Annotated in this window: 11 protein-coding genes; 3 read left to right on the top strand and 8 right to left on the bottom strand. The window is 37.3% G+C overall.

Annotated elements, in window-relative coordinates; translation table 11 throughout:
- Positions 1-240: 240 nt before the first annotated feature.
- The 6 genes from dnaJ to J4O15_RS04690 all read right to left on the bottom strand — a co-directional run bounded on the left by dnaJ (position 241) and on the right by J4O15_RS04690 (position 8,306).
- Entirely contained in the window at positions 241-1,347 is a 1,107-nt protein-coding gene (gene dnaJ, locus J4O15_RS04715; protein ID WP_208099881.1) for a molecular chaperone DnaJ, read from the bottom strand.
- A 16-nt stretch (positions 1,348-1,363) separates the two neighbouring features.
- Complete coding sequence (gene dnaK / locus J4O15_RS04710; RefSeq protein WP_208099880.1) at positions 1,364-3,232, bottom strand: molecular chaperone DnaK; 1,869 nt, start codon at positions 3,230-3,232, stop codon at positions 1,364-1,366.
- A 91-nt stretch (positions 3,233-3,323) separates the two neighbouring features.
- The gene (gene grpE, locus J4O15_RS04705; RefSeq protein ID WP_208099879.1) at positions 3,324-3,941 is read right to left on the bottom strand and encodes a nucleotide exchange factor GrpE; all 618 of its coding nucleotides are present in this window, start codon (positions 3,939-3,941) and stop codon (positions 3,324-3,326) included.
- Positions 3,942-3,952: 11 nt separating this feature from the next.
- Positions 3,953-4,984 (bottom strand): heat-inducible transcriptional repressor HrcA, encoded by a 1,032-nt coding sequence (hrcA, locus tag J4O15_RS04700; protein WP_009221038.1) that lies wholly within the window; start codon positions 4,982-4,984, stop codon positions 3,953-3,955.
- Between the two features lie 208 nt (positions 4,985-5,192).
- Positions 5,193-6,539: a sodium-dependent transporter gene (locus J4O15_RS04695; RefSeq protein WP_208099878.1), complete on the bottom strand. Its 1,347-nt coding sequence runs from the start codon at positions 6,537-6,539 to the stop codon at positions 5,193-5,195.
- An 81-nt stretch (positions 6,540-6,620) separates the two neighbouring features.
- Complete coding sequence (locus J4O15_RS04690) at positions 6,621-8,306, bottom strand: tryptophanase (protein WP_208099877.1); 1,686 nt, start codon at positions 8,304-8,306, stop codon at positions 6,621-6,623.
- 599 nt (positions 8,307-8,905) lie between these two features.
- Here J4O15_RS04690 and J4O15_RS04685 point away from each other — a divergent pair.
- Complete coding sequence (locus tag J4O15_RS04685; protein ID WP_208099876.1) at positions 8,906-9,562, top strand: helix-turn-helix transcriptional regulator; 657 nt, start codon at positions 8,906-8,908, stop codon at positions 9,560-9,562.
- A 146-nt stretch (positions 9,563-9,708) separates the two neighbouring features.
- Positions 9,709-10,497, top strand: a complete 789-nt coding sequence (locus J4O15_RS04680) for a cell wall-binding protein (protein ID WP_009221033.1) — start codon at positions 9,709-9,711, stop codon at positions 10,495-10,497.
- A gap of 420 nt (positions 10,498-10,917) precedes the next feature.
- Here J4O15_RS04680 and J4O15_RS04675 read toward each other — a convergent pair whose 3' ends face one another.
- Both J4O15_RS04675 and J4O15_RS04670 read right to left on the bottom strand, forming a co-directional pair.
- On the bottom strand, positions 10,918-11,877 hold the full coding sequence (locus J4O15_RS04675) for an Mbeg1-like protein (protein WP_208099875.1): 960 nt from the start codon (positions 11,875-11,877) through the stop codon (positions 10,918-10,920).
- Between the two features lie 181 nt (positions 11,878-12,058).
- Complete coding sequence (locus J4O15_RS04670; RefSeq protein WP_208099874.1) at positions 12,059-12,640, bottom strand: Ada metal-binding domain-containing protein; 582 nt, start codon at positions 12,638-12,640, stop codon at positions 12,059-12,061.
- Between the two features lie 353 nt (positions 12,641-12,993).
- On the opposite strand from J4O15_RS04670, the gene J4O15_RS04665 reads away from it, so the two are divergent.
- Positions 12,994-14,319: an IS1380 family transposase gene (locus J4O15_RS04665; protein ID WP_208099873.1), complete on the top strand. Its 1,326-nt coding sequence runs from the start codon at positions 12,994-12,996 to the stop codon at positions 14,317-14,319.
- Positions 14,320-14,324 lie beyond the last annotated feature (5 nt).

Below are 14,324 nucleotides of genomic sequence, written 5' to 3'. Positions count from 1 at the left end.
TAATACACCTCATTATTTTTTGCTTTATTTCTGTTCTAAATTATACTTCACAGTAGTATTTCCGTCAAATATGAACGCAAAAAAAGCCATGACACTATTATTATTCTATGTTTAAAATTAAAAAGACATCTTCAGCCAAATACCTAAAAAAAGCCACGAGTCAAAAACTCGTGACCTTTCAGTACAGCCATACTCATATATGACCGCTATTATATTATTTACTATGTGACTTATATATTACTATTTGTTCATTGCCGCATCAAAGGCTTCCAAAGCTTCCCTTTGTTCCCTTGTAAGCTTTGTAGGTACGGATACCACCAAAGTTATATAGTGATCTCCCCTCGTATTTTTGTTTCTTAGGAACGGTACACCCTTGCCCTTTAGTCTCACCCTTGTATCTGTCTGAGTACCCGGCTTTACCTCATATTCCACTTCACCGTCCACAGTTTTTACTCTTATAGCACCTCCCAGAGTCGCCTTTGTAAAGCTTATAGGTACTGTAGAATAAATATTTGTTTCCTGGCGTTTAAAAATAGGATGAGGGCTTACTATCGCTTCTACAAGCAAATCTCCTCTCGGGCCTCCGTTTATCCCCGGTTCTCCGCCTCCTGCCATTCTTATAGACATACCATTGTCTATACCGGCAGGTATATCCACAACAAAGCTCTTCTTTTTTTGAATATATGCCTTCCCATGACATTCAGGGCATTTTTCCTTGACAACCTTTCCCGTACCGTTACAGTCCGGACAGGTTTTAACATTCTGCATAGTTCCAAAGATTGTCTGCTGAGAATACCTTATCTGTCCCTTACCGTTACACTTTGTACAAGTGGTTGGTGAAGTACCCGGCTTAGCTCCTGTACCATGGCAAGTTGCACATTCTTCCTTGAAGTTTACCTTGATTTCTTTCTTACATCCAAAGACGCCTTCTTCAAATGTAAGTCTCACTGATGCTCTGACATTTGCCCCTTTCATAGGACCGTTTCCGGCAGCTCTGCTTCCACCGCCTCCAAACATTCCTCCAAAGAGATCTCCAAATATATCATCACCGCCAAAATCAAAACCTGAGAAGCCACCAAAGCCGCCAAATCCACCGCCTCCGGCACCGGCTCCACCATCAAAGGCAGCATGACCGAATTGGTCATACTGTCTTCTTTTATCAGGATCGCTTAGTACCGAATAGGCTTCACTAGCTTCCTTAAACTTCTTTTCAGCCTCAGGATTATTAGGATTTGAATCCGGATGATATTTTTTTGCCAGTGCTCTGTATGCCTTTTTTATTGCAGAGTCATCAGCGTTTTTATCCACGCCAAGTACTTCATAGTAATCTCTTTTGCTCTCTGCCATCAGTTGCTCTCCTTAATTATACCTCTTTAAAATCACCGTCTATAACATCATCATCTGAAGATGTTTTGGCATCCTGTGCTCCGGCTGTGTCGGCATCTGCCGCACCTGCATTCTGAGCCGCACCTGCCTGCTCATATACCTTTGCAAAGAGCTTTTGAGCACTCTCCATAAGCTTCTCCTTGCCTGCCTTAATATCATTTATCTGATCATCTGTCATAGCATCGATAGGTGCTCTGTTTATAGCCTCTTTCAATGTTGTAAGATCAGCCTCAACTGCCGCCTTATCATTTGCATCCAGATTGTCACCAACTTCTTTTAGTGCATTCTCTGTCTGGAATACTATTGAGTCGGCTTCATTTCTCGCATCAATACCTTCTTTTCTCTTCTTATCCTGTGCTTCAAACTCTGCGGCTTCCTTTACAGCCTTATCAATATCACTTTCAGACATATTTGAACCTGCGGTAATTGTAATATGCTGCTCCTTACCTGTTCCAAGATCCTTTGCAGATACGTTCACAATACCGTTTGCATCTATATCAAATGTAACCTCAATCTGTGGCACACCTCTTTTTGCAGGTAAAATACCGTCAAGTCTGAACTGACCTAAAGTCTTATTATCTCTTGCAAACTGTCTCTCACCCTGTACTACATGGATATCAACAGCTTCCTGATTGTCTGCAGCTGTAGAGAATATCTGACTCTTCTTTGTAGGTATTGTAGTATTTCTTTCAATAAGTCTTGTAGCTACACCTCCCATCGTCTCGATTGAAAGTGAAAGCGGAGTAACATCCAGAAGCAAAACATCTCCTGAACCTGCTTCACCTGAAAGCTTTCCTCCCTGAATACCTGCACCTATTGCAACACCCTCATCAGGGTTGATGCTCTTTGAAGGCTCCTTACCTGTAAGAGATTTTACCTTATCCTGTGCATTGATCATTCTTGTAGATCCGCCTACAAGCAATACTTTTCCAAGCTCACTTGATGTAATGCCAGCATCCTTAAGAGCATTCTGTACCGGAACGGCAGTCCTCTCAATAAGATCAAGTGTAAGTTCATCAAACTTAGCTCTTGTAAGAGTCATATCCAGATGCTTCGGTCCCTCTGCTGTAGCTGTTATGAAAGGAAGATTGATATTTGTGGTTGTTGCTGTTGAAAGCTCTTTTTTAGCCTTCTCAGCCGCTTCCTTTAATCTTTGAAGTGCCATCTTATCTGCAGAAAGGTCAACACCCTCGGCATTCTTAAATTCACTTACAAGCCAATTTGTAATCTTATTATCAAAGTCATCACCGCCCAGATGTGTATCACCGTTTGTAGCCAAAACCTCTATAACACCGTCACCGATCTCAATAATTGAAACATCAAATGTACCGCCACCAAGGTCATATACCATAATCTTTTGCTCGGCATCATTGTCAAGACCGTATGCAAGAGCTGCAGCTGTAGGCTCATTTATAATTCTCTTTACATCAAGACCTGCAATCTTACCTGCATCCTTTGTAGCCTGACGCTGTGCATCATTAAAATATGCAGGAACTGTGATAACCGCCTCTGTAACTTTCTCACCCAAATAACTCTCAGCATCAGCCTTAAGCTTTTGAAGAATCATTGCTGAAATCTCCTGTGGTGTATAAGATTTACCATCTATGGTCACCTTATAATCTGTACCCATATGTCTCTTTATTGAAGAGATTGTTCTGTCTGAGTTTGTAACCGCCTGACGCTTTGCAGGCTCACCTATAAGTCTCTCACCTGTTTTTGTAAATGCCACTACTGAAGGTGTTGTTCTTGAACCCTCAGAGTTTGGAATAACTACAGGCTTTCCACCTTCCATAACTGCTACACAGCTGTTTGTTGTACCTAAATCTATACCAATAATCTTACCCATTATTTTATCCTCCAAATTATATACTTTATTATTTTAATATCTATATTAAATATTTTGCTTTGCTCTCACAAAACAAAATATAGTCCCGAATTTAATTGGCAACCTTTACCATGCTGTGTCTAAGAACAGTGTCCTTATACATATAGCCCTTTAAAAGTTCCTCGGCTACTACATTCTCACCTAAATTTTCATCTTCTATATGCATTACAGCATTGTGGAAATTCGGATCAAATTCTTTGCCCACACAATCAATCGCCTTTACTCCCAAATCTTCAAGAGTCTTTGTCATTTGATTGTAAATCATTGTTATTCCCTCTGCAAAAGCCTTGCCTTCTCCATCCGCCGGTGCTGCAAGCATTGCTCTTTCAAAATTGTCAACCACCGGTAAAAGCTTTTCTGCCATACTTCTTGCTCCCATATCAAACATGGTAGCTTTTTCTTTTTCATTTCTTTTTCTGAAATTTTCAAACTCTGCCATACTTCTTTTAAGTCTGTCTGTCAAATCCGCAATGGCAAGGTCTTTTTTATCAGGCTTTTCTTCAGGATTTTCATCACTGAAATCCTCACCGGCTTCAGCTTCCATAGCCGCCGCCTTTGCCGCTTCCTCCTCCAAAGAAGTTTCAGTCTCTACTACCGGATCTTTATCCTTTTCGTTTTCTAAAACTTCCTTATTTTCTTTTTGTTTTCTTTTTAAATCCTTTTCCTTCACAGCCCTCTCCTCTATTCATCATTTTTAAATTGCTCATCCAGCGATGCCATAACCGTCTTTATGGTCTTTAATACCTTTTCATAGTCCATTCTCTTTGGTCCCACTATACCGATAGTACCTCTAAGTCCCTCGCCTATCTCATAATTGGCTGTGACTACCGAAAGATCCCTCATATCTGAAACCGGTACTTCATTTCCTATATATACTCTGATACCGTCCTTATCATCCTCATTGACTTCCGCCAGTATCGCCTTTAGCTTATCCTTCTCCTCAAAGGCATTTACAAGCTGACTTGCTTTTTCCCTGTCGGAAATCTCAGGATATTTAAAAATATTTGTTGTGCCGCTTGTATATATCTCCAGATTGTCAGTAGCACTTTCAAATACTGCTGCCACCTCTCTTAAAACCTTATCCACTATATCACCATAAACTCCTGCATCAGTTCTCAGCTTATTCATAATGCTTAAGTTTATTTCTTCCACAGTCAATCCGTTTAAAGAAGTATTTATAAGCAGGTTCAGATTAAGAAGCTCGGCTTCGGATATTTCGCTCTCAATATCTATTATCTTATTATTGATAATATTTCCCTCAGCCACGGTTACCAAAAGCAACTTGACTTTATCTATCTTTGAGAGCTGCAAAAACTTTACCTTATTTGAGTGAATGGTCGGACCTGATATCATTGCGGCATAATTGGTATCTCTTGCAATCACCTTTGCAAGCTGCTTTAATACAGTTTCCAATCTGTCCACTTTTTTGAACATCAGATCCTTAAACTCTTCAGTTTCTATCTCCTTTTCTCTAAGCATCTCATCTACATAGAATCTGTAGCCCTTATCTGAAGGAATACGCCCCGCTGAAGTATGCGGCTGTAAAATATAGCCCATCTCCTCCAAATCACTCATCTCATTTCTGATTGTTGCGGAACTTAAATTAAGTTCAGGGAGCTTTGAAATAGTTCTTGAACCTACCGGCTCCCCGGTTTCCATATAATTTTTTATGATAGCTTTTAAAATAATCGCTTTCCTGTCCTCTGAATCCATTTGCCCTCCCTTCTTATTTGTTAGCACTCATTTATATAGAGTGCTAACTCTATTAATTACTATATTCCATACAGGCATATTTGTCAATAACTTTTTTTATTTTTTTGATTACTTTTATAAATTGGTAAAATACCAAAAAACTCCCAACCGCTTTATACGGTGTGGGAGTTTTTTAAGCTCATACTTTTTCCCTCATATTATAGCCCTATCAACCGATTCCTCCATAGAATGCACCTGCTATAAGTGCAAGCAATGCAAGTCCCGTATATACATATTTACCGAGGAAGAACCAAATATCTCCTTTCGGTTTTTTAGCTCCTGTATTAACAGCATCCATTGTATAATCCTTGCCGAATACAAAGAACAACATCACAGATGCAAGTACGGCACCTATCGGGCAAATATAGATAGATACGGCATCCATCCAATTTCCTACTATTCCCTGTATCAATATGGCAACGATCACACCTACTACTCCGATAACTCCTACAGACTGTATTCTGTTTAGTTTAAATTGCTGCTGCAATGTGGCAACAGGTGCCTCATATAGATTTACAAGAGAACTGAGTCCTGCAAATGTAACGCATACAAAGAATATAATTCCTACAAGCATACCTCCGGGCATCTGATTCATAATATTTACAAGATAGATGAACATAAGTCCCGGACCGCCTTCGCTAAGTTCCGCCCCTGATGTAGCCATAGCCGGTATAATAACAAGAGCTGCCAAAAGCGCCGCACAGGTATCAAATATTGCGATATTCATTGCCGAGAAAGGTATATCCTCTTTCTTACTCAAATAAGAACCGTAGATTACAGTACCGTTTCCTGCAATAGAAAGTGAGAAAAATGCCTGTCCGAAAGCAAATATCCAAAGTCTTATATCCTTTAATCCCTGAGGATTTACAGTGAAAATATACTTATATCCGTTGACTGCTCCCGGCTGTATTCCGATATATATTGCCAAGCCGATCATCATCACAAATAGCAAAGGCATCATAAACTTATTGGCTTTTTCAATACCGTCGGCTACACCGAATGCCATGATTGCAAAGCTTACTATCAAAGCAATAACAATCCACATATTATTACCGAAAGCTGAAGCTGTAGCTCCAAAAGTCCCCCCGATAGCTTCCATATCGGTTCCCATGCCATATACTTTACCTGTAAATGCCATTATAAGATATTTAAATATCCAGCCGACAACGCATGAATATCCTATAGCAAGAGCCAATGATCCGAGAGTCGGTATAATTCCTATACCCTCACCAAGCTTTCTGCTTTTTCCGGCATGTGCCATAGCGGCTCCAAAAGCTCCTATAGGTCCTTTGCCTGTGCTTCTTCCCAGAGCAATCTCTTCGACCACTCCCGTACTTCCTATCAATACTACAAATATAAAATATGGAATAAGGAAAGTCATCCCGCCAAATGCAGATACCAAAACCGGGAATCTCCACAGATTTCCCATACCTACAGCAGAACCTACACATGCTATAATAAAACCTACTTGTGAGTTAAAACCATCCTGTTTTACAGATGTATTATCTGAACCCATAAAATTCCTCCGTCTTGCCAAAATGCAAGTACTTATTTTGGACGGCAGTCCGATCTGATAAGACCGGTCTGCCGGTATATTTTATTTATTTTCCCAATATCCGTAATTCGCTTCATCACACATTTCTTCTTTTGACGGAGCATAAGGCTCTGCCCATGCATGGAAATGTCTCATAGGCAATGTGTGACCGAAGGTAATCTTCAGATTAGGAACAGTATCTCTGTCTTTATAAAGTTGTGTCAATGCCGCAATGATATAGTCCATATGCTGCTTGCTGAACTGACTTCTGTTAATAGCCAGACGAACAACATTACATACTTCCTTTTGCTGCTCAGGAGTCTTTAAATCATATTCCATAGAGAAATCTCCAAGCTCTGAACAACGAATACCGTAACGATGGATCATCTCAAGCGAAAGTGCCTGACCTGCAAAACTCTCATGTCCTCTCTTATAGTTAAAGAACTTATCAACATCAACATAAACTCCATGACCGCCGGCAGGCTGTACTACAGGAACACCGTTTGCAGTAAGTCCGTCAGCCAGATACTGACACTGTTTTACTCTCTCATCCTGATAATCAAATCTTGCCTCTTCATACATACCCTGGCAAAGCGCCATAATATCATGTCCCGACATACCGCCATAGGAGTCATTACCATAAGCTGAAATCTGACGAACCTTTAAAAGATGTCCGATATCTGTCTTTACAGTTCCATCCTCATTAAACTCTGAGAACTTCTGCCAGAATAATCCCTTATCACGGAAAGCTAAAATACCGCCCATATTTGAATGTCCGTTTTTCTTAAGTGATGCGGAAACAACATCAAAATATGAGAACATTTCTTTTGCTATCTCGCAGATTGACTTGTCGGCATAACCCTCTTCATTCATCTTTATAAAGTAGCAGTTCTCCGCCCATCTTGCACCGTCCATAACAAATGGAATATTATGTTTATGTGCAATCTCGGAAACCTCTCTGATGTTTTTCATAGAAACTGCCTGTCCGCATACAGAGTTATTGGTTACTGTAGAATAAATAAGAGGAACATTCTCCACACCTACAGCTTCAATAAGCTGATTCAGCTTATCTATATCCATATCTCCCTTGAAAGGATTCTTCTCATACTTTCCGCTCTCAGGTACCTCGAATAAAATCTCCTTATGGAAAAGGTTCCTCGGAACATTACCCATCTGCTTGATATTGCCCTCTGTCGTGTCAAAATGTGCATTTGATGGGATGGTAAATACCTTACCCGGCCATCTTCTTGCAAATAAAGGCTTTAATACATCAAATAAAAGAGCCTCCGCACAACGTCCCTGAGGAACGATAAATGTGTTAGGTCTGGAAAGCTGATACTTACCTCCATTGATAAATCCACCCTCATGATCAACCAGATACACTTCATTCATCATCTTTTCCACATCATCCTTATCAACACCCTCTTTGATGTAGTTGATGAGTCTCTTTTGATCATCTCCTCTTTCCCATACATCCCTGAATGCATCCAAAAGAACATAGTATCCCTTATTTCTTCCATATGATTCGTCTGCAAGGAACATGGTTGACCACTGTGTATCTGTCATTGATGTAGTACCTGAATCAGAAAGACAGTCTATATACAAAAGACCTGCGGGGAAAGCGAACTCATTATAATGAGTCATCTCCAAGGCTCTCTTTCTCTGCTCCTGTGTAACTGTAGGAACTTCCCTTACCACATGTGTCCATGACTTCGGTGCCTCTACACCTAACATCTTCTCATACTCCATTTTAATACCTCCAAATATAAAAATATATTTTGATACCCCGGTCATCGTAGTAAACGACTGGCGGACGGTATTACAATCACATTCAGCGAGTAGTAGATATTTCAGCTATTAACTCTTTGCATAGTGTATACACATAATCTCTAATTTTTTACAAATATCAGCTTTATTATCTAACTATTCCCTATGGTTTTAATTTATCATTATTTTAAATTCTTGTCAATATTGTTTAATCAAAAGCCTATATTCGTGTATTTTTAGTATATTTCTGTGCAATGTGCATTAAAATTTGCTTTTTGAAATTGTCTCAATTTTTGATGCAATTTTTATATGATAAAATTTTTAAGATTTTATTTTTGAGTATACAAAGTACATATGTATATGTATGTTTAAAAATCCTTATCTTTTTTATAATTATCTTTATTCAAACTATTATATGAGAATTTTTATAATAAAATTTTGTCTCCGGTATATATTCGGCATTTATTACATCTGATTTGCTGTTTTCGTGATTTTGTTTAAAAATTATTTTCTGTCATAAAGTCATAAGTCTTGCTATAATAAAATTAATTTTAATTTTTACAAATATGTTTGGAGTATTTATGAATGAATTTGACTTAAAGCAATATATTGATATTTCAAATTTTCTGGGCACACTCCTGGGGCCTGACTATGAGATTATACTTTATGATATGAAGCATATAATACATATAGTAAACGGAGATATCAGCGGCAGGCATAGCGGAGAAGCTCTAAGCCCCACAATTAAAACTATTCTGCATCAAAAAAAGGCAGCCGATGAAAAATGGCTGTCCAATTATCGTGCATTGTCTGCTAACGGCAAGATTCTCAGATGTTCCACATTCTATATAAAGGATAAATCAAACAAGCTTGTAGGGGCACTGAATATAAACTTTGATGATAATAGATACAGGGAGCTTTCAAACCTTGTATTTTCCCTCTGTCACCCTGATAACTATGTTTCCAAAAATATCTCCATCGAAATAAAGGGTAATAATGATCAGGAGGTTTTCTCGGAAAATATTTCAAATGCAATAGATGAGATTTTAAAAAGAATAGATAAATCCCTACCTTTTATTAAGCTAAGCCAACTTGAAAAACTTGATATAATAAGAAAACTTTATAAAAAGGGTATCTTTTCTATGAAAGGATCCGTCAAAGCTGTTGGACATAAACTTTCCTGCTCTCCTGCAAGTATGTACCGGTATTTGGACATAATAAAAAAAGAAAATTCCTAACTTTGAAACATAAAGTTTAAAAAAGAATAAATTATATTTAATGAAATGTAATATAAACTCACTACTTTATATGTTACAATAGTATAAAAAGTATGTCCTTAATTTTTTAGAGGGTATAGAAGAACATAATCAAAGAAAGGAATTTTATGAAAAAACTGATTTTAACTTTAGCCATGCTTTTTTCACTTCTCATGAGTATAACTGTATTTGCAGCGGACTACACCATAGGTGGTGCTTCATGGGATACCGGAGATAAGGCGTATGCAACTTGGGATGAACCTGAGGATAAGACAAGGTACAAGGTTCAATTGTACAAAGGAAACAAAAAAATAGGCTCTAATAACAGTACCCCAAATGATAAATATGATTTTACAAAGCTTATAACCGAAAACGGTGCGGGCAACTATCATTTCGTGGTATATCCGCTAAAGGGCGGACCTGATATGTCTGTATCTTCTCCTGCAGAATATTTTGATATAGACACAATAAATGAATATAAGAGAAGCAGAAGTGGCAGTACTTCAAATAACAATTCTTCCAATAATTCATCTACCACTACAAACTCATCAGGAAATAACGGCTGGTATCAGACAAATGGTACATGGCATTACAGAAAACCTGACGGTACTCATGCTACAAACTGGTACCTAGTGAATAATCTTTGGTATTTCTTTGATGCCAACGGAAATATGATGACCGGATGGATTGAGAACAATGGATACAGATATTATTTAAATCCACAAAGCGGTGCAATGCCGGTAGGTTGGGAATTGATTAATAATAAATGGTACTATTTTGAGGAATCAGGTCTTTTCAAAAAAGGATGGATTGAATACAAGGGACTTTGGTACTACCTTGATGCAAATGGTGAAATGGTTACAAATACCACTATCGACGGATTTAACATAAATCAGGACGGTGTTTGGGTTCAGTAATAATATGCGTAGCAGTTTTTAAAGCTGCTACGCTCTTTTAAAATCAGCAATACTGTTTACAAAACTATATTTTATAACTATTATAAGAATGAGGATTTAATAGTAGAGGAGGTTTTATATGTTAAAGAAACACCAATTTTGGGCAGTTGTAGCAATGGTTGCAATGGTAATGTGTATGATTACAGGTCATTCCATCACATCAAAGCATAAGTCGAAAGTTGCAGCTGAGTAATGCAGCTAATATATCGTTTATGAAAAAATTAGGGGCACCACCGAACAAACAGAATATCTGTCCGGCAACGCCCCTTTTTATGTAAAAAGAGAAGGTAGCCATCAGGCAGATTAGCTTCTCTTTTTTTATTTATAGATCACAGAAATAACTCTGAACAAATTTATTTTAATACATCCTATAAAGACTTCTTATGAGTTGTTTTTCTTACCCCAGGGAAGCCTGGTAGTGCCTGCATCTATTATTTTATCAAAGAAATTATTTACATACTCCCGGCGCTTGTCCAAGTCGGTGTGTTCCAAAACCTTGTCCAGTAGATTATTAAATTTATTTGCCTCTTTAGTTACATCAGAGATAGGCTCAAAGCTTGTACCAAGACAATTCCAATTAAGTATATCATGCTGTAGAAATGCTATATTATCAGACTTTACAACCTTCAGATTTTTTGTACTGTTAAAGATCATTCCGACAATGCAAAACTCCGGTACTATTTTAATCAACTTACGCTCTATAGCATTCATAACATCATTATTAATGACTTCCTCACAAAGATCGGGACCGTCATTGTTATATATTGTGATAATTCTGTCTTGCAGGGATTTATCACACATAGCAGATGAATAAAGCGCCAAATTCCCACCCTTGCTATGTCCGCCGACTATAAACTTTGCATCCGGATGATTGGAAAATACCTTTTTTAAAAAGCTGAGAGCAAACTTCTGTGCCGGTATAACGGAAAAGCTCATCATAAAATCTTCCTTCCAAGCTATAATACTGTCATCCGTTCCTCTGAACGCAAGATATATATTATTCTCCTTATATAAATATCCTGTTGAGGAAAACTGATATTTTTTCTCATGATAAAGGTCCACATAGTCAACTATCATTACATTTCCAAATCGTTTTGAAGATAGAAGTTCATTCAAAAAATCCAAGGTTATCTCACTCATATATCCATATTGATATCCACCGGCAATTAAATACTTGCAGACATCTTTGATGGAAATACCGGTAGAGTTTATTTCTGTTTGTAAGTCTTTCAAATCAATATAGGATAACAACGAAAAAACCGCATTGTCAATCTCATTAAAAGGAGAAATCTCAAAGGATAAATCTCCACGCCATTTTACATAGTCTACAAGATTTGCCATAATAACCTCCATACTTTATATTATTATATTGCTAAATACCATTATACTATCCATAAAATATTTTGAATAATATATGCTGAATTATCTACATAATCCTACAATAATATAAAAATATAGCTTTGTAAACAAAAATAAACAAATGAATATATTAAGTGAGGTAAAATTATTAAATTTAGAAGAACTAAGGATTACATATCTGACAAGGTCTAAATCCTCTGGAAATAGCCTCATCCCTTGCACCACTGAATGGAATCTTATTACGTTCTTTCATTTTTTGCACAGATATACAACTTGAATAATGGAATACATGGCTGCTTTTATTCAATATATAGTCAGTTGCTCTGTTATTTATAGTTGTTGTAGGAGCAGAACTTACAGTAGATGCAGCTGCTGATGTAGTATTATTTGTTGTTGAAGTATTATTATTGCTGGTTTGAGTACTGCCGCCTGATTGCTGTGAAGAGGGTATATATGCACCATCCGCACCTACTTGATACCCATCAATAATGGTATTTGTGAGCATGGCACCTGTAGAACTAAGATAGTAATTTCCAAACCATTGACTATAAAGAATATATCCATGTTCATTAAAATAATACCACGAACCGTCTATTTGTTCCCAAGTTGAAACCGGAAAGCTTTTGTCATCCCTCTCATACCACCAACCTGCATTATCCTGTTTCCAAGATCCTGCAAACACAGGCATTGACATCATAGTACCGATCGCAATAGTTGATAATGCTAAATAAAATCTTTTTTTCATACTAACCCCTTAAAATAAATTATTTTAAATATATCTTTATATAGCAAATAAAAATTTATCATTTCTAAAGATAAATTTAAACATTGGTTAATATTATACAACATCTGTATATGATGTCAACTTTTATCGATATATGAAATGTTATTCTCGAAAGTAATTTTATTTTAAAATATATAGTGAAGTTTAAACCTAAATTATTCATAGCATAGCTATGTCTGCGGCTGAAAGCCACATAATTACTGCATTTACAAAACTTTCTTACTTTCACCTAAAAAGTGAATAGAAAAAGGACCTCTTTCTTGGTAAAATTAAGGTGTCAAATCAAAACAATGCCAAGGAAAGGAAGTCCTCTTATGTCAATTTTAAACACTATTTCACTTGAAAGCAACAAGAAAATTAAAATAAATTTTAACGGTGTAAATCTCTCTTCTGATGGAGGGCTGCTCCTCATCAAAGAATTCGCTGCAAAAGTAGGTCTTATAAAGCTTGTGAAAAAGCTCTTCAAAACCAATGACCATACAAACAGCCGTATTCATACAGATTCTGATAACCTTATGCAGATGCTCTACCAAATTATAGCAGCCTATTTTGAGGATGATTGTGCAGATGAACTGACTAATGATCCGGTATTAACATCTATTTTGGAAAAAGAAGCCTTGGCTTCTCAACCTACACTATCTCGTTTTTGGAATAGAATGGACAACGACACTCTTACACAGCTTGATTCTATAAATGCAAAAATGCGTGATATTGTCTATTCTATTAAGGCTCCGGAGCACATGTTGTTTGACCTTGATTCTACACTGCTTAACACCTACGGCAATCAGGAAGGCGAAGGTTTTAACTTTCATTATCAGGCTCACGGTTATCATCCACTACTTTGCTATGACGGAATTACAGGTGATCTTTTAAAGGCTGAACTTCGTAACGGCACACAGTATTGTAGTAATGATGCTGACAAATTCATGATTCCACTGTTACAGGAATACCGTGCAAAATATCCATCGCTCCCTCTTTATCTTCGTGGTGATAGCGGTTTTGCTTCTCCTGATTTATACAAGGCTTGCGAAGATAACGACTGTAAGTATGCAATCCGCTTGAAGCAAAACCGAACATTGATAAAATACGCTGCAGATGCTGATACAGCATTATTTAGAGCAGCCCGTGAAAATCAAACGGATTATATGGTGGAATACGGTGAGTTCTATTATCAGGCAGGAAGTTGGTCGCATCCAAGGAGAGTTGTTTTTAAAGTAGAAAAACCCTATAATCAGTTTATTCACCTATATACTTTTATTGTCACTACAATGAAATCAGAACCACACAAAGTAATTCAATTTTATTGTGGGCGTGGCAAGATGGAGAACTTCATAAAAGAAGGAAAATCAGGGTTTGATTTTTCTTCAGTAAGCAGTCGAACCAAGGTAGTCAACGCAAATCGTTTACAGGTACATGCTCTTGCATACAACCTGTTTAATTGGTTTAGGCGATTGGTGCTCTCTACAAATATGAGAAAGCAGCAAATCAATACCATTCGCTTAAAGTTGCTAAAAGTAGCTGCAAAAGTAGTAAATAAGGCAAGATATATAGTACTCAAATTGTGTAGCAGTTGTCCTTATAAGAAAGAATTCTATGAAACGATTTCAAACATTATGAAACTGCCACTACAGTTGGAATAGTAGTA

The organism is Lachnoanaerobaculum sp. Marseille-Q4761 (genome assembly GCF_017565785.1).
Lineage (GTDB): Bacteria > Bacillota > Clostridia > Lachnospirales > Lachnospiraceae > Lachnoanaerobaculum.
This window is presented reverse-complemented; position numbering and strand designations above follow the sequence as displayed.

What these genes read in the sequence shown, in the direction of transcription:
- J4O15_RS04695 (WP_208099878.1), bottom strand. Translation starts at nt 6,539, where the DNA reads ATGGGTTCAGATAATACATCTGTAAAACAGGATGGTTTTAACTCACAA.
- hrcA (WP_009221038.1), bottom strand. Translation starts at nt 4,984, where the DNA reads ATGGATTCAGAGGACAGGAAAGCGATTATTTTAAAAGCTATCATAAAA.
- J4O15_RS04670 (WP_208099874.1), bottom strand. Translation starts at nt 12,640, where the DNA reads ATGAAAAAAAGATTTTATTTAGCATTATCAACTATTGCGATCGGTACT.
- dnaJ (WP_208099881.1), bottom strand. Translation starts at nt 1,347, where the DNA reads ATGGCAGAGAGCAAAAGAGATTACTATGAAGTACTTGGCGTGGATAAA.
- J4O15_RS04685 (WP_208099876.1), top strand. Translation starts at nt 8,906, where the DNA reads ATGAATGAATTTGACTTAAAGCAATATATTGATATTTCAAATTTTCTG.
- J4O15_RS04675 (WP_208099875.1), bottom strand. Translation starts at nt 11,877, where the DNA reads ATGGCAAATCTTGTAGACTATGTAAAATGGCGTGGAGATTTATCCTTT.
- J4O15_RS04680 (WP_009221033.1), top strand. Translation starts at nt 9,709, where the DNA reads ATGAAAAAACTGATTTTAACTTTAGCCATGCTTTTTTCACTTCTCATG.
- dnaK (WP_208099880.1), bottom strand. Translation starts at nt 3,232, where the DNA reads ATGGGTAAGATTATTGGTATAGATTTAGGTACAACAAACAGCTGTGTA.
- J4O15_RS04690 (WP_208099877.1), bottom strand. Translation starts at nt 8,306, where the DNA reads ATGGAGTATGAGAAGATGTTAGGTGTAGAGGCACCGAAGTCATGGACA.
- J4O15_RS04665 (WP_208099873.1), top strand. Translation starts at nt 12,994, where the DNA reads ATGTCAATTTTAAACACTATTTCACTTGAAAGCAACAAGAAAATTAAA.